At 65.5% G+C, this 17,407-nt stretch carries 15 protein-coding genes; 8 read left to right on the top strand and 7 right to left on the bottom strand.

All coding sequences use genetic code 11. From position 1 onward, the window contains the following. The first annotated feature begins 5 nt into the window (after positions 1 to 5). Together J3S28_RS14920 and J3S28_RS14915 are read left to right on the top strand one after the other, a co-directional pair. Positions 6 to 407, top strand: coding sequence for a hypothetical protein (locus J3S28_RS14920; protein ID WP_207841537.1), 402 nt, complete (start codon positions 6 to 8; stop codon positions 405 to 407). 145 nt (positions 408 to 552) lie between these two features. Further along, positions 553 to 2,568 (top strand): Hsp70 family protein, encoded by a 2,016-nt coding sequence (locus tag J3S28_RS14915; RefSeq protein WP_207841536.1) that lies wholly within the window; start codon positions 553 to 555, stop codon positions 2,566 to 2,568. Between the two features lie 116 nt (positions 2,569 to 2,684). On the opposite strand, the gene J3S28_RS14910 is transcribed toward J3S28_RS14915, so the two are convergent. Further along, positions 2,685 to 4,367, bottom strand: coding sequence for a SpoIID/LytB domain-containing protein (locus J3S28_RS14910; protein ID WP_207841535.1), 1,683 nt, complete (start codon positions 4,365 to 4,367; stop codon positions 2,685 to 2,687). Between the two features lie 303 nt (positions 4,368 to 4,670). Between J3S28_RS14910 and J3S28_RS28760 the strand changes: the two genes are divergently transcribed. Next, positions 4,671 to 6,797, top strand: coding sequence for an N-acetylmuramoyl-L-alanine amidase (locus J3S28_RS28760; protein ID WP_207841534.1), 2,127 nt, complete (start codon positions 4,671 to 4,673; stop codon positions 6,795 to 6,797). 24 nt (positions 6,798 to 6,821) lie between these two features. Here J3S28_RS28760 and J3S28_RS14900 read toward each other — a convergent pair whose 3' ends face one another. From J3S28_RS14900 to J3S28_RS14890, 3 genes are all read right to left on the bottom strand, one after another. Next, positions 6,822 to 7,652: an HAD family hydrolase gene (locus tag J3S28_RS14900; protein ID WP_207841533.1), complete on the bottom strand. Its 831-nt coding sequence runs from the start codon at positions 7,650 to 7,652 to the stop codon at positions 6,822 to 6,824. A gap of 1 nt (position 7,653) precedes the next feature. Then, positions 7,654 to 8,412, bottom strand: coding sequence for a lysophospholipid acyltransferase family protein (locus tag J3S28_RS14895; protein ID WP_207841532.1), 759 nt, complete (start codon positions 8,410 to 8,412; stop codon positions 7,654 to 7,656). 191 nt (positions 8,413 to 8,603) lie between these two features. Then, the gene (locus J3S28_RS14890) at positions 8,604 to 9,056 is read right to left on the bottom strand and encodes an Hsp20/alpha crystallin family protein (protein ID WP_207841531.1); all 453 of its coding nucleotides are present in this window, start codon (positions 9,054 to 9,056) and stop codon (positions 8,604 to 8,606) included. A 346-nt stretch (positions 9,057 to 9,402) separates the two neighbouring features. On the opposite strand from J3S28_RS14890, the gene J3S28_RS14885 reads away from it, so the two are divergent. Both J3S28_RS14885 and J3S28_RS14880 read left to right on the top strand, forming a co-directional pair. Further along, positions 9,403 to 9,825, top strand: coding sequence for an STAS domain-containing protein (locus J3S28_RS14885; RefSeq protein ID WP_207841530.1), 423 nt, complete (start codon positions 9,403 to 9,405; stop codon positions 9,823 to 9,825). A 47-nt stretch (positions 9,826 to 9,872) separates the two neighbouring features. Continuing rightward, the gene (locus J3S28_RS14880; protein WP_207841529.1) at positions 9,873 to 10,307 is read left to right on the top strand and encodes an ATP-binding protein; all 435 of its coding nucleotides are present in this window, start codon (positions 9,873 to 9,875) and stop codon (positions 10,305 to 10,307) included. A 20-nt stretch (positions 10,308 to 10,327) separates the two neighbouring features. On the opposite strand, the gene J3S28_RS14875 is transcribed toward J3S28_RS14880, so the two are convergent. After that, complete coding sequence (locus J3S28_RS14875) at positions 10,328 to 11,098, bottom strand: lysophospholipid acyltransferase family protein (RefSeq protein ID WP_207841528.1); 771 nt, start codon at positions 11,096 to 11,098, stop codon at positions 10,328 to 10,330. A 92-nt stretch (positions 11,099 to 11,190) separates the two neighbouring features. Between J3S28_RS14875 and J3S28_RS14870 the strand changes: the two genes are divergently transcribed. Continuing rightward, a complete protein-coding gene (locus J3S28_RS14870; protein ID WP_207841527.1) occupies positions 11,191 to 12,753 on the top strand; it encodes an MBL fold metallo-hydrolase in 1,563 nt (520 codons plus the stop codon). 73 nt (positions 12,754 to 12,826) lie between these two features. On the opposite strand, the gene J3S28_RS14865 is transcribed toward J3S28_RS14870, so the two are convergent. Continuing rightward, on the bottom strand, positions 12,827 to 13,267 hold the full coding sequence (locus tag J3S28_RS14865) for an SRPBCC family protein (protein ID WP_207841526.1): 441 nt from the start codon (positions 13,265 to 13,267) through the stop codon (positions 12,827 to 12,829). A gap of 14 nt (positions 13,268 to 13,281) precedes the next feature. Next, on the bottom strand, positions 13,282 to 14,868 hold the full coding sequence (locus J3S28_RS14860; protein ID WP_207841525.1) for a phytoene desaturase family protein: 1,587 nt from the start codon (positions 14,866 to 14,868) through the stop codon (positions 13,282 to 13,284). Between the two features lie 60 nt (positions 14,869 to 14,928). On the opposite strand from J3S28_RS14860, the gene J3S28_RS14855 reads away from it, so the two are divergent. Together J3S28_RS14855 and J3S28_RS14850 are read left to right on the top strand one after the other, a co-directional pair. Continuing rightward, positions 14,929 to 15,798, top strand: coding sequence for an SDR family NAD(P)-dependent oxidoreductase (locus tag J3S28_RS14855; RefSeq protein ID WP_207841524.1), 870 nt, complete (start codon positions 14,929 to 14,931; stop codon positions 15,796 to 15,798). Between the two features lie 68 nt (positions 15,799 to 15,866). Continuing rightward, the gene (locus J3S28_RS14850; protein WP_207841523.1) at positions 15,867 to 17,360 is read left to right on the top strand and encodes an FAD-dependent oxidoreductase; all 1,494 of its coding nucleotides are present in this window, start codon (positions 15,867 to 15,869) and stop codon (positions 17,358 to 17,360) included. The last annotated feature ends 47 nt before the right edge of the window (positions 17,361 to 17,407 follow it).

Here is a 17,407-nt window from a genome sequence, read left to right as displayed (position 1 = left end):
CGACCATGTCCGATTCCATCAAGTCCGACCCCTCGACGACCGAGACGCCGGACACCACCGAGACGTCCGACACCACCGACACGTCGGGGCCGACCGAGACCGCAGGCCCGACAGTCGTCGAGTACGCAGACTACGACGGCAACGGCTACAACGAGTCCGTGCTGCTCGACACCGACGGTGACGGCCTCGGCGACACGATCGTCCAGGACTTCACCGAGGACGGCGAGGTCGAGACCATCGCCTACGACGCCGACAGCGACGGTTTCAGCGAGACGAGCATGTCCGACCTCGACCAGGACGGCACCGCAGACACGGTCTTCGCAGACATCGACCAGGACGGGTCCCACGACTTCGCGATCTCCGACATCGACCAGAACGGCATCCCTGACGGGTTCCAGATGCTCTAGAAACCGTCCGGCCGGACGTCGTCCGGTCGCAGGACACGTCGGCTGCCGTCAGCACCGGGCATGAACTACGTTGACGGGGGCCGAGTCCCATCTCGTGATCAACTCGATTCGAACGACTCCACACAAGACGAAAGGACCTACACCGATGTCGATGCACTGGTGGCTGGCGATCGACTTCGGCACGTCCAACACTGCCGCCGCCTCCTACGAGCCGGGCTCGGGCGCCCCGCAGGTGGTGCCGCTGTCCCACACCAGCGACATCATGTCCTCCTCGGTGTATGCCGATTCCTACCGCAACATCGTGGTCGGGGAGGCGGCGGTGAACCAGGCGACCAACAACCCGGCTGCCTTCATCACCCACCCCAAACGCCATATCGCCGCCGGCACGGTGCCCGTCGGGAACCTCGACCTGCCGCTCGAGAATCTCGTTGCTGCCGTGCTGAATTCGGCCCTGAACCGGGCCGCCGAGCGGCGCGGTGGCACGCGGCCTGCGCGGCTGATCCTGACCCATCCGGTCGCCTGGTCACCGGAGGAGATCGACGTCCTGACCCGCGCCGCCGAACTGATCGGTTTCGATCGCAGTGCGGTCACGTTGATCTCCGAACCACGTGCCGCCATCGCCCACTACACGCGCATGACCGCGGACTCAGGCTCGACCATCGAGTCAAAGCCCGGGCAAACGGTCGCCGTGGTCGACTACGGCGGCGGCACGTGCGACGTCGCTGTCGTCAAGATCGGTTCCGGCAGCGCCGCTTCCGGCGACGGCGGTCCCATCGATCTGATCGCCCACGACGGCAACAACGGACTCGGCGGAAAGAATCTCGACGCCATGATCCGGCGGTGGGTCGACAAGCAACTCACCTCGCGGGCACCGGAACTCCTCGAATACCTGCGCACCGGCGCCAACCTGACCACCAAGCGCGCCGTCGACGACAACATCCGGCGGGCCAAGGAGCTGCTGTCGGAGTCGCCACGCGCGGTGATCAACATCAGCGCCGGTGGCCACGAGGCGATCCTCGAGCTCACTCGCGGTGAGTTCGAAGAACTGATCGCGCACAACGTCGACTCCGTGGTCGATCTGACCACCCGCACCCTGGCGCGGGCGGGTGCAGGCAAAGACGTGCAGCTCTACCTGACCGGCGGTTCGTCACGGGTGCCACTGGTGCACCGCAGACTCGGGGAACTCGGCACCGTTGCCACCCTCGACAATCCGAAAACCGTTGTTGCACTCGGCGCGCTCGAGGCAATCGTCACCGAAGACGGCGCCGCAGGTGCACCGACGCCTTCGGCACCACCCGTCGTCCCGGTGCCGCTGTCGAAGCCTGCAGCGCCGCCACCGGCCCCCTGGGGGGCGCCGACACCACCGCCGACGCCCACACCGAGTGCACCGGCATGGGGCGGCGGGCCGAACACTCCGAACACCCCGCCCCCGATGCCTCCGCCTGGCGGGTACGGCCAGCAGCCGTCGTACGCATCGGGACCACAGCCCCAGTACGCCGCCGGCGGGCCCCAGAACCAGCGCAACCCGAACCGCAATCGCAACATCGCGATCATTGCGATCGGCGCGGTCGTGGTGTTGATCGTGGCCGGCATCCTGGGAGTGGCTCTCGCGAGTTCTGGCGGAGATGACCCGAAGGCCTCCCCCACCGAGTCGTCTGCGCCGTCGACGTCGACATCCGCTACGACCACCGAACGGGTCGAGCCGACCACCGACACCTCAACTGCCAACGCGTCGTTGAACTCTGATGAACAAGCGCTGGCGGACGCCAACGTCGACCTCGTCGACACCGACACGTGCGTGTCCATCGACAGCATCGATTACGCACTTGCGAGCATCTTCTGTGAACCGACTCCGGCGGTTGTCGGTCAGGGCACGGTCGGCGATCCCGCCAGCGCGATCGGGCTGATCGAGGTCGTCGCCGACACCGACATCAAAGCCCTCGCGGAAGAGGAGCATGCCGCGAGCAACACCTCTGAGCTGTACTCGCGGGTGATCGACGGCGATACGACGTACGCGTACTTCGACACGTTCGACGACGGCACGGTCGCGTACATCGTGTACTCGCCGGGCAACGGCACCGTCACCTGGTGGATGACCGACAGCATCGACCAGGCGGCCTTCGCCGAGTGGCTCAAGTCAGCCGGTCTCTGCCTCTGCTGATGCGTCCTGAGCGGTGGTTCGCCACGATGGATTCGACCACCACATTCATCCCCTCACACTGCCGCCGAGGGAACATTGCCCTCGATGCCTGCACAGGGGGCTGAATGTGGTGCGGACTACCGTCGAGTAGCGAGTCCGGTGGTCGGATCGACCTCGAGGATGCCGTTCTCGAAACGACTCTGGAAGATCTGGGTGAGAGGTCCGGCGAGCGTGCTCAGCGAGTCCTCGAGCGGAAGGCCGAGCACACTTTCCCCGCCCTGCAACGCGAAGTTGAGCAACGACAATCCACCGAGCGCATGCGCTCCGCTCTCGGGACTGAAGAAGACCGATCCGTTCTGGAACTGCTGTACCGCACCCGTTCCCGACGGCGTCACCTCGACCGGTCCGAGGACCGCCCCCAGCAGGCCCGAGCTACCGCCCAACTCAGAGAACTTGCCGCCGATCGCCGCCTCCGCGAGTGCGAGCAACTGACTCAGGGTGTCGCCGGTGGCGCCCGGCGCCGACGGGGTCACCGGAGGGACTCCCGGCACGACGCCAGGAACCGGCACAGCGGGGGCGTTGCCCCCGACGCCGGACGGCGGCGCGACGATGGCCGGCTTGGATTCCTGGCCCTGCACGGAGAAGAACGACGATCGCAGTTGAAGTTTCGTGCGCACCTCCTGCGCAGGGACCTCGACGGTCCCGCCGGTGCCACTGATGCGGACCTTGGCCGCGCGGCCGTTCTCGGCGCCCATCCCATAGGCCTCGATCACCTCGAAGCCCGTGAGGGAGCCGACACCGAAGGTGGACGCAATGCTGTCGGAGGAGACCGCTGCCGTCCAGTCGTGGAACGGAGAGATCGCATCACCGTCGTCGATGACCGCCGGGAAGTCGCGGCCGTCGGTGGCACCGCCGGTGGATGAGGAGAACTCGGTGAAGGCCGGTTTACCGTCCGCCTTGTTCAGGACGATGCCCGCGGTCGCATCGACTGCCGCGTTGGAGCGTGGGTCCTCACCGCCGAAACCGCCGTAGACCTGGGAGTTCTGGGTGTCATCTATCGGTTTGCTGATGTCGATCGAGGCGAGTGCGTAGGTGCGGGCAGCGACGGCTTGTGCCTTGAGCGCCTCGGCACCCCCTTCGTCTGCCCAATTCAGATAGATCTCCTTGGGCAGCACGCCTTTGACGTAGTCGTCGAGGGGCAGCACGTTGATCACGCGGCCTCCGTCGAGACCAAGTGAGCCGCGGAACGTCGCGTTGGTACCGCACATCTTGATCAGTTCGGGGTCGGGCCGTCCGGGCCCCGGGGTGATCGGCGAGACCAGGGGCCTCGGTACCTCCACGGACTGCACGGCGCCGCCGCCGCATCCGGTGGTGATGGTGGCGGTGGAACCCGACAGACTCACGGCCTGCCCGGGTGCCACCACCACATCACCAACTTTCAACCCGGCGTCCGCGAAGACATTGACCGACGTCTCACCTGTGAGAATGACCGAGACGTCGACGTTGTCCACCTTCCCCGCGGTGGTGCCGCCGTAGTAGTGACTCAATATCTGAGTCGAGGTCCAGCCCTGTTTTGCATAGCCGAACGCGCCCCACTGGCCCATCCCGCGACCATGCCCGTTGCCATGCCCGATCAGGGTGACCTCACCGCCAACGGTGAGAGACACATCCGAATCGACTGCCTGGGGTACGGCCCAGACTGCAGCTCCCGCGGCGAGGATCAGGGCCACCCCGGCGGCAGCCGGTCTGCGCAGCCGGGCACCGTACGCAGCTCGGCCCCCGATGGGTCGAGTTGTGTACAGCCCTGGAATACGCGGCATGGGTGTCCCTTCTCAGTTCGCCCCGGTCGACGCACGCGACAGCCGCGATATGTGACTAGTGGGACTCAAGTGACAGTAGTGGCTCGAATTGAGTCACAGAAGTCCCACCCGATAACAACAGCATCACAAGTTTCACGCCACGCCGGGCGGGGTCGTGGACTTCACGGCGCGTAACGGACACCCTTTCGAAGTCTGACAAGTCGATGGGGAAGTCGACATCTGCCCGGACGCCTCCTTCGGCGTGCCCGGCCGATGTCGGTGAAGACCACGAACCACCAGGTGCGACATATCAAGGAGAACCACGTGCGCTACCGCCGACCGAAGCCATCGATCATCCTTGGCACGGTTGCCGCCGTTGTGGTCGCGAGCCCGCTCGCGGTCCTGATCGGCGGCAGCGCGCCGACAATCGCCGTCGACCCGAGCGAGCCACCGGCCGCGGCGGCGCTGACGCCGACCACGATCAGCCAGGTCAGCCTGGACGACGTACCGACAATCGTCCTGAATCTGGTGAAGTCAGGTCTCGCCGACGCCGGGGTCACCCTTCCTCCGATCGATGTCTCCGGCATCGACCTCCCTGACATCCCGCTGCAGATCCCGCCGGGCCTGATCCCGACTGAGTTCCTGCCCGCACTCCCGTCGACCACTGCCCCGGGCGCGCCCGGCGGCACGACCACACCCCCCGCCATCACCGGGCCGGGAACGTCACCGAGCACCGACGCACCCGCAGGTACCCCGGAGGGCGCGATCGTCAAAGAGGTGAGCCAGGACAATCCGTTCTCCATGGTGGGCCTGACGTGGGAGGGCGTGGCGAACACCACCGCCTATGTCCGGGCGAAGAAGCCCGATGGCACCTGGGGACCGTGGATCTCCGCCGACAAGGCCGACGGAGTCAGCGAAAAGGATCCGAACAAGCAGGGCACCGAGCCCGTATGGGTCGGTCGCACCAATCTCGTGCAGATCGCTGTCACCGACAACGGTGTCGCAATACCGGGCGGGACGAGCGCCGGCCCGGCGCAGTCCTCGAGCCCGACAGGGTCGACCGGCCTCACATCGTCGACATCCACGACCTTCACGACGCCACCGGTACCCAAGCGAACCGACACCTCGGTACCCACCTCAACCGTCACCTCCGGTGAAGTTGTGCCGCAGGCCTTCACACCCAAACAGGAACCGATGCTGACCACGACCGGCGCTCCTGGCGCCGACCCACTGCAACAGGTGGTGTCGACGCTCAGCGCAGCCCTGATCTCGCCCGGAACAGGTTCGGCCGAGGGCGCGCAGGCGCCTGCCGACCCGGCTGCGCCCGTGGACCCGGCAGCACCGCTTGCCCCCGAAGCACCGGCGGCCCCGGTACTCCCGGGAATCCCGGCACCGACGGGTGAACCTCAGGTCATCACCCGCGCCCAGTGGGGTGCCGACGAATCGATGCGCTGCTCCGAGCCGACGTACGACCCAGAGCTCAAGGAGACCGTGGTGCACCACACCGCGGGCACCAACGATTACACCCGCGAGCAGTCCGCAGAGATCGTGCGCGGCATCTACGCGTACCACGCACAAACGTTGGGCTGGTGCGACATCGGCTACAACGTGCTCGTCGACAAGTACGGCCAGATCTTCGAAGGCACCTTTGGCGGTCTGGACAAGAACGTCCAGGGCACCCACACCGGCGGATTCAACGACGACACGATGGGCCTGTCGCTCATGGGTAACCTCGACGAGATCGCTCCGACGCCGGAGATGATCAACTCGGCCGGCACCTATCTGGGCTGGCGGCTGCGCCTGGCCGGCAAAGACCCGAACGGGACGGGCTCGGTGGTCTCTCGCGGCTTCGACGGCGGTCTGTATGCCGCGGGTGAAACCGCGACCCTGCCGATCATCAGCGGTCACCGCGACTTCTACAGCACGGCCTGCCCGGGGCAGTACGGATATGAGGCGCTGCCCCAGATCCGTGCGATCGCAGCCGGTGCCGGCGCTCTGCCTGTCGCTCCGGCGCCCGCTCCGGAAGTCCTCTCGACCACCGATCAGGGTGCCATCGCACAACAGTGGGTCGCCACCGGTGGACCCACCGGCACCCTGGGCAACGCGACGACCGTCGAGCAGACCACGCCCGACGGCACCGCGAAGTACGCCGACTTCGAAAACGGCAAGATCTACTGGTCCGAGGCGACCGGCGCCCAGGTCATCCAGGGTGCCATCGCGAAAGCTTGGGGCGCAATGGGATTCGAGAACTCCTCACTAGGGTTGCCGACCTCGCCCGAGACCACGGGTCCCGAAGGCGTGAGTCAGACGTTCCAGGGAGGGACGCTGCTGTTCAACCTCATCACCGGGATCGTCCAGGTGCTGCGGACCTACGTCGACGAGTTCACCAACAGCTACAACGAACAGCGCGGCACCCCGGCGCCGGCACCCACCACAGCACCCGCCGGCTGACCGCTCGGTGGCACTGCCGGGAGCTCAGAACCAGCGGGAGAGGACCTGACCGACGCCGCCCTCGTTGTTGCCGGGCGCGACCTCGTCGGCGGCGGCGAGCGCCGCGGGGTGACCGTGTGCCATCGCGAAACCTCGGGTCGCCCAACGCAACATCTCGACGTCGTTGGGCATGTCACCGAAGGCGACTGACGCGTCGACGGGCAGGCCTCGCAGTTCGGCAAGAGTGGTCAGGCCGTGGGCTTTGCTGACCCCGGGGGCCGAGAGTTCGATCAGGCCGTTGTCGGTCGAGAACGTGACGTCGGCTATGTCGCCGACCACTGCGGTCAGTCGCCTCGCCATCTCGTCACTGCTCATGTCCGGCCGACGCACCAGCATCTTCACCGCGTTCTCCGACAACACATCAGCTTCGTTCATCTCGATGTGGTCGGGATTGAGCCAGGCGTGTTGGTAGCCCGCGGTCGCGACGAACGGCGGGGTCGCGGCGTCGTGGGCACTGCGCCCCACGCGTTCGACGGCCAGCCCGCAACCGGGAATCTGTTCGTACGCGAGCTCGGCGAGCTTGGTCAGCACCTGCGGCCCCAGGGTCGCAGAATGCAGGATGGTGTCGTTCGCCGTGTCGTAGACGATGGCCCCGTTGGCACACACCGCCAGCGGCTGGATGTCGATCTGGTCGGTGATCTCCGCAATCCACCGCGGTGGGCGGCCGGTTGCGATCACGAACGTCGCGCCGGCGTCAGTTGCTCTGCTGATCATGGTGCGTACCAACTCGGGCACGACGTTGTTGTCGTCGATCAGTGTGCCGTCCACGTCGCTGGCGATCAGCGTTGGTGGCCCGACGAGTTCTGGGTGCGGCATTTCAACCATCTTGCCGTTTGTCCCGCCGGGCGGCCGCATCGGCCACGTCGAGGGCGTCGGCCTCGGCCAGGGTCGGAGCCCCGCCACCGAGACGCGACGGCACCCAGAAGGCGTCCGCCGGGTGATCGCCATACTGCTGCTGCACCTCCAGCAGCACCTGCTGCATCGTGGTTCGCAGGCGGTTCGTGAGCTCTACGGCGTCATCGCCTGCCCCGGCATGGGGCCGGATGGGATCGCCGAACCGGACGATGATCGGGGTCTTGGTGCGGCCCAGGTGACGGGGCTGGCCCTTGGTGGCGATACGTTGGGCACCCCAGACGATGACCGGGACGATGGGGACCTCGGCATCGAGTGCCATCCGTGCGGCACCGGTCTTGAAGTCCTTGATCTCGAAGCTGCGGCTGATCGTGGCTTCGGGATAGACACCGACCACTTCGCCACTGCGGAGGGTCTCGACCGCGAGCACGTAGGCCTGCGCTCCGGCCGCGCGGTCGACCGGCACGGTGCGGGTGTGTTTGATCAGGAACCGCATGATCGCGATCTTCTGCATCTCGGCCTTGATCATGAACCGCACGCGCCGGCCCCGTCGCTGCACGCCGAGCGCTGCGGGGAGAAAGTCCAGATATCCGGTGTGGTTGATCGCCAGCACGACGCCGCCGGTCGCCGGCAACTTCTCGACGTCGATGAAGGTGATCTTCAGGCCCTGCGCCCTGGTCAGCGCGTGGGCGGTGATCTCCAATGCCCGGAAGACGGGTTCCATGCCGACGAGCCTAGTTCAGCAGCACGGAACCCGTCTTCGCGCGTTCTCACTTCGAGCGGGTGGACATGACCTCGGTCCACCAGTCGTGCAGGGGACTCGGATCAGGCCAGACCACAGCTGAGTTCTCTTCCAATCGTTCACCTCCTACCCTGCTCCAATGCATCTGCGGACTAACAGATTTCGGGCTCAGATCAGTCAGGTGAGGTCGATACTTGATCGATGGACCTCATCGTGTCCGCGTGTTCGATCTCGATCCGTCGCGGCTTGGCCCGTTCGGCGACCGGGATGGTCACAGTCAGCACTCCGTTCTCGTAACCGGCGCTGATGCCTGCGGTGTCGATGTTGTCGCCGAGGGTGAGTTGGCGACGGTACGAGCCGTAGAAACGCTCGCTGGAGAGCCACTCGACCGAATCCTCCGACCTCGACGACCGATGGGCGGTCAGGGTCATGGTCCCGTTCTCCACGCTCACGTCGACCGAACCCGGGTCGACTCCGGGCAGATCAGCGGTCAAGACGTAATGGTCGTCGACCTTGTACAAATCCATCGGCATGAAACGGGGCGTCCTCGTCGAACCGACCTGCTGACCGGCCAGCAGACCTCGGGCGAGGGAATCCACATCACTGAACGGGTCGAAACGCAGCACAGCAACCCACCTCCATCTCCTCACTCGGGCCCGCCACCGTGGCGGGCGACCAATCACTGTGCGATTACTTTTTTAGCACTCGACGCCGTCGAGTGCCAACAGCTTCGGCAAACTTTTTTCTGACCAGTTCTTCACTCGCACAGTAGGTTCGACGGACCACCACGTGTGCGAGGTCCCGCGACAACCGCCCCTCACCGCTCCCTCCGACGGCAAACATCACCATCTGGTCGACGGGGACGCAAAGTATGCAAATATGGTGTCCATCGGTTCAACTAGCAGCCGCATACGTCGCCGACTCGTCGGTGGATGTGCTGTGTGCCTTACGTCAGCCGAGCAGGGGGATTCGATGGATTCGATAGACGGGCTCTCACCACTCGTCCGCGACAGCGACGACGTTCCGGGCAATGGCTTGACCATCGCCGCCGACCGCACCGGCGGTGTGGTCGTGCTGACCGTCCGCGGCAGTATCGACATACTCACCGTTCCGCAGTTGGCGGACGCGGTTCGAGAGGCCATGAGCGGGGTTCCTGCGGGTTTGATCATCGACATCACCGCGGTCGACTTCCTGTCGTCGGCCGGCATGGCCGCTCTGGTCACGGCGCACGAGAACATTGCGCCGACGAGCCGGTTCGGCGTCGTCGCCGACGGCCCGGCCACCGCGCGCCCCATGCGCCTGGTCGGTTTGGATGAAACGATCACCATGTATTCGACCGTGGACGAAGCTGCTGCTCAGTTCGCCGAAGAACGTGACGATCCGTATTCCGCATAAAAGGAGCCGCTCATGGGTACCAGTGGTGCGTGGGTGCCGATCTAATCATGACCAACTCGCCGACCGAGGGCCTGCAACTCACGTATTCCGACGTGAGTGCGGACCCGATGGCGGCCACACAATTGCGCCAGCTTCTCGCGGAGTGGCTCGCGCAACACGTTCCCAGCGCCGGAGACCGCGCCGATGCCATCACGCTTGCCGCCTATGAAGCCTTGGCGAACGCAGTCGAGCACGCGTACGCAGATCGTGATTCGCCGGGAACGATGACGCTTCGCGCCACTTATCATCCCGCTGATCAGCAACTTCATGTCACTGTGCAAGACCAGGGTCACTGGCAGGAGCCGGCCCCGACCACCAGCAGACTGCGCGGACGCGGGATCCCGTTGATGCAGGCACTGTCCGACCACCCCCGGATCAAGCCCGGTCCGGACGGCACCATCGTCAACCTCGAATGGAACCTCGCCCAGCCTGTCGAGGACTGAGGACAGGTTCGCCGGGGCAATCAGCCGGCCTGCTCGTCCTTCTTTGCCGCAGCACGCTTCGCTGCCTTTTCTGCTTGCTCGTCCGCATCCATTTTATTGGCCTCTTCGAGGGTCGGCGCTCCGCCGCCCAGGCGCGCGGGCACCCAATATTCTCCAGGGGGATAGGGCCCGTACGTTTCTTGCAAAGTGCGCAATTGCTCACTCATCACCTGGTGTAAGCGCATCGTCACCTCGGCCGGATCACCGGTCGACTCGACCGGCGCCGCGACCCCGATCGAGATCGGGGTGTTCGTCCGTCCCAGCCGCTTCGGGTGGCCCTTCGTCCACACCCGCTGCGCACCCCAGATCACGGTCGGGATGATCGGGACCCCCGCCTCCTGCGCCATCCTCGCGGCTCCGGACTTGAAGTCCTTGATCTCGAAGCTCCGACTGATGGTCGCCTCGGGATAAACACCCACCAGCTCGCCGCGCTGCAGGTACTCGACAGCGGCGCGGTAGCTGTCTGCCCCGGCGCCACGATCGACGGGGATGTGTTTGAGGCTGCGCATGATCGGACCGCTGATCTTGTTGTCGAAGACCTCTTTCTTCGCCATGAACCGGACCTTGCGTTTGCCCTGCAGAAACGCGGGTAATCCGGCATAGGTGAAGTCGAGGTATCCGGTGTGGTTCACCGCGATCACCGCGCCTCCGGTCTTCGGTACGTTCTCGACGCCGGACACCGTGAATTTCAGTCCTTCGGCCGCCCACAGCGAACGTGCGACGGCGATGACAGTGTCGTAGACCGGTTCCATGCAGCGAGCTTAGCGTTGGCTGACACCCGACTCCCATCAACTGGTCGATACTCTGGTGGACGTTCCAGGCACCACAAATTTGGAGGCAACACGTGCAGGTCACGAGCGTTGGGCACGCGGGATTCCACATCCAGACAGCCGCAGGGTCGATTCTGTGCGACCCGTGGGTGAACCCTGCGTACTTCGCGTCGTGGGTGCCATTTCCCGACAACACCGAACTCGACTGGACGTCGCTGGGCAACTGCGACTACCTCTACGTCAGTCACCTGCACCGCGACCACTTCGACGAGCAGAACCTGCGCGATCACGTGAACAAGGACACGACCGTCCTGCTGCCGGATTACCCGGTGCCCGACCTCAAGCGCGCGCTGGAAGAGCTCGGGTTCCACAAGTTCGTCGAGACGGAGGATTCGGTCAAGACGACGGTCACGAACGACAAGGGCAGTCTCGAGATCATGATCGTCGCCCTCCGGGCGCCCGCCGACGGTCCGATCGGTGACAGCGGTCTGGTGGTCAGCGACGGCGAGACCACCGTCTTCAACATGAACGATGCCCGACCGGTCGACCTCGACGTCATCGCCGACCAGTTCGGCCATATCGACATCCATCTGCTGCAGTATTCGGGCGCCATCTGGTATCCGATGGTCTACGACATCCCGAAACGGTCGAAGGCCAACTTCGCGGCGCAGAAGCGGCAGCGCGGCATGGACCGCGCGCGCTCGTACATCGAGCAGGTCGGCGCCACCTGGGTCGTGCCATCGGCGGGCCCGCCGATGTTCCTCGACGACGAATTGCGCTACCTCAACGACATCGAGAACGATCCCACCTGCATCTTCCCCGACCAGGAGACGTTCCTGGATCAGATGAAGGAACACGGCACCGACGACGGCGTGAAGCATCGCGGACTGATGATGGTCTCCGGGTCGACGGTCGACCTCACCGGATCCCAGCTGAACGAGATCTCACACCCCTACCCGCCAGAGCAGGTGTTCGGGAAGAACAAAGCCGCATACTTGGAGAGGATGGCGCAGAAGTTCGCGCCGGTCATCGCCGCGCAGAAGGCGACCTGGGCATCCGCGCAGGGTGACCCGCTGCTGGCGCCCCTGAAGGAGCTGTTCGAGCCGATCATGGCCCAGAGCGATCTGATCTGTGACGGCATCGGATATCCCGTCGGGTTGGTGATGGGCGACGAGACCGTGGTCCTCGACTTCCCGAACCGCACCGTCCGCGAGCCCAAGGAGAAGGAAGGCAAGTACCGCTACGGCTTCCGGATCGCACCCGAACTGGTGCGGACCGTGTTGCGGGACAACGAGCCCGACTGGGTCAACACGATCTTCCTCTCGACCCGTTTCACCACCTGGCGCATCGGCGGGTACAACGAGTTCCTTTACACCTTCTTCAAGTGCCTGACCGACGAACGAATTGCGTACGCGGACGGTTGGTTCAGTGAAGCGCACGACGATTCGTCGTCGATCGAGAAGGATGGCTGGAAGATTCAGCGCCGGTGTCCGCACCTCAAAGCCGATCTGAGCAAGTTCGGGGTCATCGAGGCCGACAAGCTCACGTGCAACCTGCATGGCTGGTCATGGGATCTGAGCAGCGGCCGGTGTCTGACCTCGAAGGGTCATGAACTCCGCAGCGCCAAGATCGAATAGCTCGGAGACAAACCCACTGGCTCCAGGCAGACCCAGGTGTTGCAGCACATGGGTTTGCCTGCAACGCATGGGTTTACGAGCTGGCGGCGCCGTTCTCGGCGAGCAGGGCCAGTCGGTGGAGGCACTCCTTGAGACGCGGGGACGTGGCCGCGCGTTGCGCGTTGGTCGGGATCCACTTCACCGGCGCGGTTTCGGCGAACTCGTCCATCGTCAGCAGCGAACCCTGGCCGGACTTCTCCACGTGCACTTTCACTCGCGCAGTACCTGCGGGCCAGCCGTGGGCGGACAGTTCGAGGTGCCCCGCCGAGGACTGGAGCGAGACCGTCTCGTCGTTGAGCAGCACGGGCCAGACCCCGACCGAATGGTGGATCTTCGAGCCTTCCTGCGGCCAATTGCTGTCGACGGCACGGATGCGTGACGCGCCGACCACCCAGGACGAGTACAGCCATCCGTTGGACAGAATCGACCACACCTGGGCGGGGGTCGCAGAGGTCTCGTGAGTCACGCCGATCATGAGGTGTCCCTTCGTCAATTGTTGAGTAGATCGATTGTCTTGCCGGTGATGAAGCGGCGCGGTATCCCGCGCACGCCCGTAGAGGCGAGCGCTGCCCGCGCCGCGTTGCGGCCACAGGTCCCGTGCACACCCCCGCCCGGATGCGCGGATGCCCCACCCAGGAAAAGCTGGCCCACAGGCGTTTCGGCGCGCCCGAGTCCGGGTGACGGACGGAAGACCAGCTGTTGATAGAGCTGCGAGGTACCACCGTTGACCGCACCTGCGAAGAGGTTCTGGTCTGCAGCGTGCAGCTCCGCCGGAGTTTGTAGATGCCGTCCGACGATCAGTTCTCCGAAACCAGGCGCATGAGCCTCCAGTACCGCATCGACACGACCTGCGAGAACTTCCGCAGACTCCCGATCGGCGACGTCGCGAGGCAGATGCGTGTAGGCCCAGGCACTTTCGGTTCCGGCAGGGGACCGGCTCGGATCGGAGGTGGTCATCTGACCGAAGAGCAGAAACGGCGTCCGCGGTACGACACCGGTGTTGAGGTCGGCCATCCACTGGATCATCCCGCGTCGGTCGGCACCGAGGTGCACCGTGCCGGTTCGTCCGAGATCGGCGCAGTTCCAGGGGATCTTGCCATCCAGGGCGTAGTTGACCTTCACGACCGGAGCGTCCCATTCGAAGTTCTCGAGGTCGGTCAGCACCTGAGCGGGCACCGCGTCGGCCGGTAGCAGGTCCCGGTACAGCGTGGGCGCCGCCACGTCGGCGATCACCGCGTGTCGCGCACCCCATCGTCGGCCGTCTGCCGTCCGGACGCCGATTGCCTTCCCGGAACGGACTTCGATTCCGGTAGCCCGGCAATCGGTGACGATCCGGACGCCACCGGCCTCACATCTGCGGACCAGCGCGTCGGTCAGGGCTCCGGCGCCACCCACGGGCACCGGGAAACCGGTGTCCTGAGCCAGCATCGTGAGCAGGTAACCCATCACGCCGCTGCCGGGCGCATCCAGTGGGATGTCCGCGTGCATCGCGTTGCCGAGGATCGCCAGGCGAGCCGGTTCGCTGTGGAACAGTTCCGTGACCATCCGGTTCGCCGGCAGCAGCAGAAAACGCGCGAAGCGCAGAGAACCGCCGACGCCGAGGGCACGCAGCAGCGACGCCGGGCCGCGCACCGGCGGGAACGGACCGAAGAGCGTGTTGATGACGGCCGAACGGACCGACTCCCACTGCTCCACCAGCTGCAACCAGGTCTCGCCGTCGCGCTTGTCGTACTGTGCGAAATGCGCTGCCGTGGTTGTTGCGTCGTGGTGGACCACCACCGCGTCCCTGTCGTCGGGACCGGCCGGGTGACCGAACGGAATGGGCGCGTGACTCCACCGCAGACCATGAGACCCGAGGTCGAGTTCGCCAAATGCGGGCGAGGTCACAGCGAGGGGATGAAACGCGCTGAACAGATCGCTCGTGTATCCAGGAAAGAGCTCTGCGCTGCGAACGGCTCCTCCGACGTGCGGCTGCGCTTCGAGGACGGTCACGTCCCAGCCTGCGTCGGCCAGGTTGGTGGCGGCGACCAGGCCGTTGTGCCCGGCACCGATCACCACGGCGTCAGAGGTTGTCATACCTGCGTGGGTAGCCGGGTGAGCGGCATTTAAACACCGAGCGCTGGGTACCTCCACACCATGTTCCTTCGCCGCACCCCGAACTCCGCCCGCGCCCTGTTCTACGATCAGACGGTCGTGGTCACCGGCGCGGGTTCAGGGATGGGCCGATCCCTCGCGCAGCAGTTGGCCTCGTCCGGTGCGGCGCTCGCTCTCTGTGACATCGACTCGGGCGACCTCGAGGAGACCGCGGCCACCTGCCGTTCCCGAGCACGACGGGTCAGCACCACGATCGTCGACGTCGCCGATCGGTACGCGGTCGCGTCCTTCGCCGACGATGTGGTGGCCACAATGGGTGTTCCTTTCGCCGTTTTCAACAATGCGGGGCAGACAGCGGTGATCGATGTCGCGTCCGAACCCCACGACGTCGGCAAGCGTGTTTTCGACGTGAACTTCGGCGGGGTACTGAACGGCACCAAGGCGTTCCTGCCCTATCTGCGTCGCAGCGACCGCGGCCACATCGTCAACACCTCGAGCGCCTTCGGACTCGTAGCGTCACCGATGCAGAGTTCTTATTCGGCGTCGAAGTTCGCGGTGCGCGGATTCACCGAGGCCTTGCAGCACGAACTCGCGATCTCCGGCTCCGGGGTCCACGCGCATCTGGTGTACCCGGGTGCGGTCAACACCGCCGTCGCCCGGGACGCGGTCTTCCCTGACGCGCAGGTACAGCGTTGGGTGACAAAGGCATTCGATGACATCCTGCCTGCGTCCAGTCCGGAGGGCGCAGCGCGAGCCATTCTCTCCGGGGTTGCCGAGGATCGCCGCCGGATCGTGGTCGGTCTCGACGGCCGGCTCATAGACCTCACCTGGCGGCTCACCGGGGGTGCTTATGAACGCCTCGGCGGATTGGTCCTGAAGCCACTGCTGTCCCGGATCATCGGCCGCGGGTAGAGGAGCCATCGAACCGTCCTCGGTGAGCTGCGCGTTTGAGCGCCCGTCCGCGAGGGTATTGCCCGGTCGTGTCTGCACTCTGGTCTGCCCGGGTCCCTGTTGAAGCGCCGTCACGACCGGCGGAGGAGTCCCGCTACGAGTGCGTCGTGGTCGGGGGCGGCATCACCGGAGCGACAACGGCGGTGCTGCTGGCCCGGGCCGGACTTCGGGTCGCGCTGCTCGAAGCACGCCATATCGGCGCCGCCGCAACCGGCAACACGACCGCAAAGCTCAGTGTGCTGCAGGGGACCCGACTGTCGACCATCTCCCGAAAGCAGTCGACGGACACCGTTCGGGCCTACGTCGATGCCAACCTCGACGGGCAGCGCTGGTTGCTCGCTTTTCTTCGCGACCAGGGGGTCGCGCACCAGGTCCAGACGGCATACACGTACGCACAGTCCGACGACGGCGACAAGACCGTCGAGGAGGAACTTCGGGCGGCCCGCCGCGTGGACCTGCCCGTACGCCACATCGCCCAGCTCGATGTCCCGTTCCCCGCACGTTCGGCGGTGGCGCTGGACGATCAAGCCCAGTTCGATCCGATGGACGTGCTCGCCGCGTTGATCGCTGACGCCACCGCCCATGGCGCCGACATCTACGAGAACACCCGGGTGGTCACCGTGCGGCGTAAGCACGGCGACCAGATCCTCCACACCGCGCAGGGTGATGTGCGCGCACAGTCGGTTGTCCTGGCGACAGGAACGCCGATTCTCGATCGCGGCGCATTTTTCGCCAGACTCCATCCTCAGCGTTCCTATGCGGCGGCCTTCGACGTCTCGGAACCCCTCGCGGACGGCATGTATCTGGCGGTGGACGAACCGTCGCGATCGATTCGGACGGCACCCGGCGAGAACGGTCCCCTCCTGCTCACCGGCGGAGCGGGCCACACGGTAGGCCGGGCGAGTTCAGAACGCGCGCTGGTCGACGACCTCATCGACTGGACCACAACGCATTTCCCTACGGCGCAGTTGCGGGCTCGCTGGTCCGCCCAGGACTACATGCCCATCGACGAGCTCCCCTTCGTGGGTCAGCTCGCGCCCGGTTACGGCGACATCCAGGTGGCGACCGGCTTTGCGAAATGGGGCATGACCAATGGTGTCGCTGCGGCCCTGTCGATGTCCGGACGCATCCTGGGAAGCGCGCCGCAGTGGGCCCCGGTCTTCGACCCCTCGCGACCGAAACAGCTGCTCGGGCTGCCGACTGCAGCGGTCATCAACAGCGAGGTGGGATTCGAACTGGCCAAGGGGTGGGCGGGCACTGCGCTCAAGTCGCTGCTGCCCAGCAACGACGCACCGGCAGAAGGACAGGGGGTGGTCCGCCGGCAGGGCGCTCGTCCGGTGGGGGTTTGTACGGTCGACGGTGAGCAGCACAGCGTTTCGGCGATCTGCCCCCACCTCTTCGGAATCCTGGAATGGAACGACGCCGAGAGGAGCTGGGATTGCCCGCTGCACGGCTCCCGCTTCGACTATGACGGAGCCCTTCTCGAGGGCCCGACCACCCGATCGCTACACCGGCCTGAATGATTCGCGAGACCGGCCGATCAGGCTGACGCGCAGCCCATCTCAGCTGC

Origin of the sequence: Williamsia soli (assembly GCF_017377795.1) — a bacterium.
GTDB classification, from domain to species: Bacteria; Actinomycetota; Actinomycetes; order Mycobacteriales; family Mycobacteriaceae; genus Williamsia; species Williamsia soli.
The sequence above is the reverse complement of the archived record's forward strand: the minus strand, read 5'-3'. Positions and strand labels throughout refer to the sequence as shown.

What these genes read in the sequence shown, in the direction of transcription:
- J3S28_RS14915 (WP_207841536.1), top strand. Translation starts at nt 553, where the DNA reads ATGTCGATGCACTGGTGGCTGGCGATCGACTTCGGCACGTCCAACACT.
- J3S28_RS14885 (WP_207841530.1), top strand. Translation starts at nt 9,403, where the DNA reads ATGGATTCGATAGACGGGCTCTCACCACTCGTCCGCGACAGCGACGAC.
- J3S28_RS14895 (WP_207841532.1), bottom strand. Translation starts at nt 8,412, where the DNA reads ATGGAACCCGTCTTCCGGGCATTGGAGATCACCGCCCACGCGCTGACC.
- J3S28_RS14900 (WP_207841533.1), bottom strand. Translation starts at nt 7,652, where the DNA reads ATGCCGCACCCAGAACTCGTCGGGCCACCAACGCTGATCGCCAGCGAC.
- J3S28_RS14880 (WP_207841529.1), top strand. Translation starts at nt 9,873, where the DNA reads ATGACCAACTCGCCGACCGAGGGCCTGCAACTCACGTATTCCGACGTG.
- J3S28_RS14865 (WP_207841526.1), bottom strand. Translation starts at nt 13,267, where the DNA reads ATGATCGGCGTGACTCACGAGACCTCTGCGACCCCCGCCCAGGTGTGG.
- J3S28_RS14910 (WP_207841535.1), bottom strand. Translation starts at nt 4,367, where the DNA reads ATGCCGCGTATTCCAGGGCTGTACACAACTCGACCCATCGGGGGCCGA.
- J3S28_RS14875 (WP_207841528.1), bottom strand. Translation starts at nt 11,098, where the DNA reads ATGGAACCGGTCTACGACACTGTCATCGCCGTCGCACGTTCGCTGTGG.
- J3S28_RS14920 (WP_207841537.1), top strand. Translation starts at nt 6, where the DNA reads ATGTCCGATTCCATCAAGTCCGACCCCTCGACGACCGAGACGCCGGAC.
- J3S28_RS14860 (WP_207841525.1), bottom strand. Translation starts at nt 14,868, where the DNA reads ATGACAACCTCTGACGCCGTGGTGATCGGTGCCGGGCACAACGGCCTG.
- J3S28_RS14855 (WP_207841524.1), top strand. Translation starts at nt 14,929, where the DNA reads ATGTTCCTTCGCCGCACCCCGAACTCCGCCCGCGCCCTGTTCTACGAT.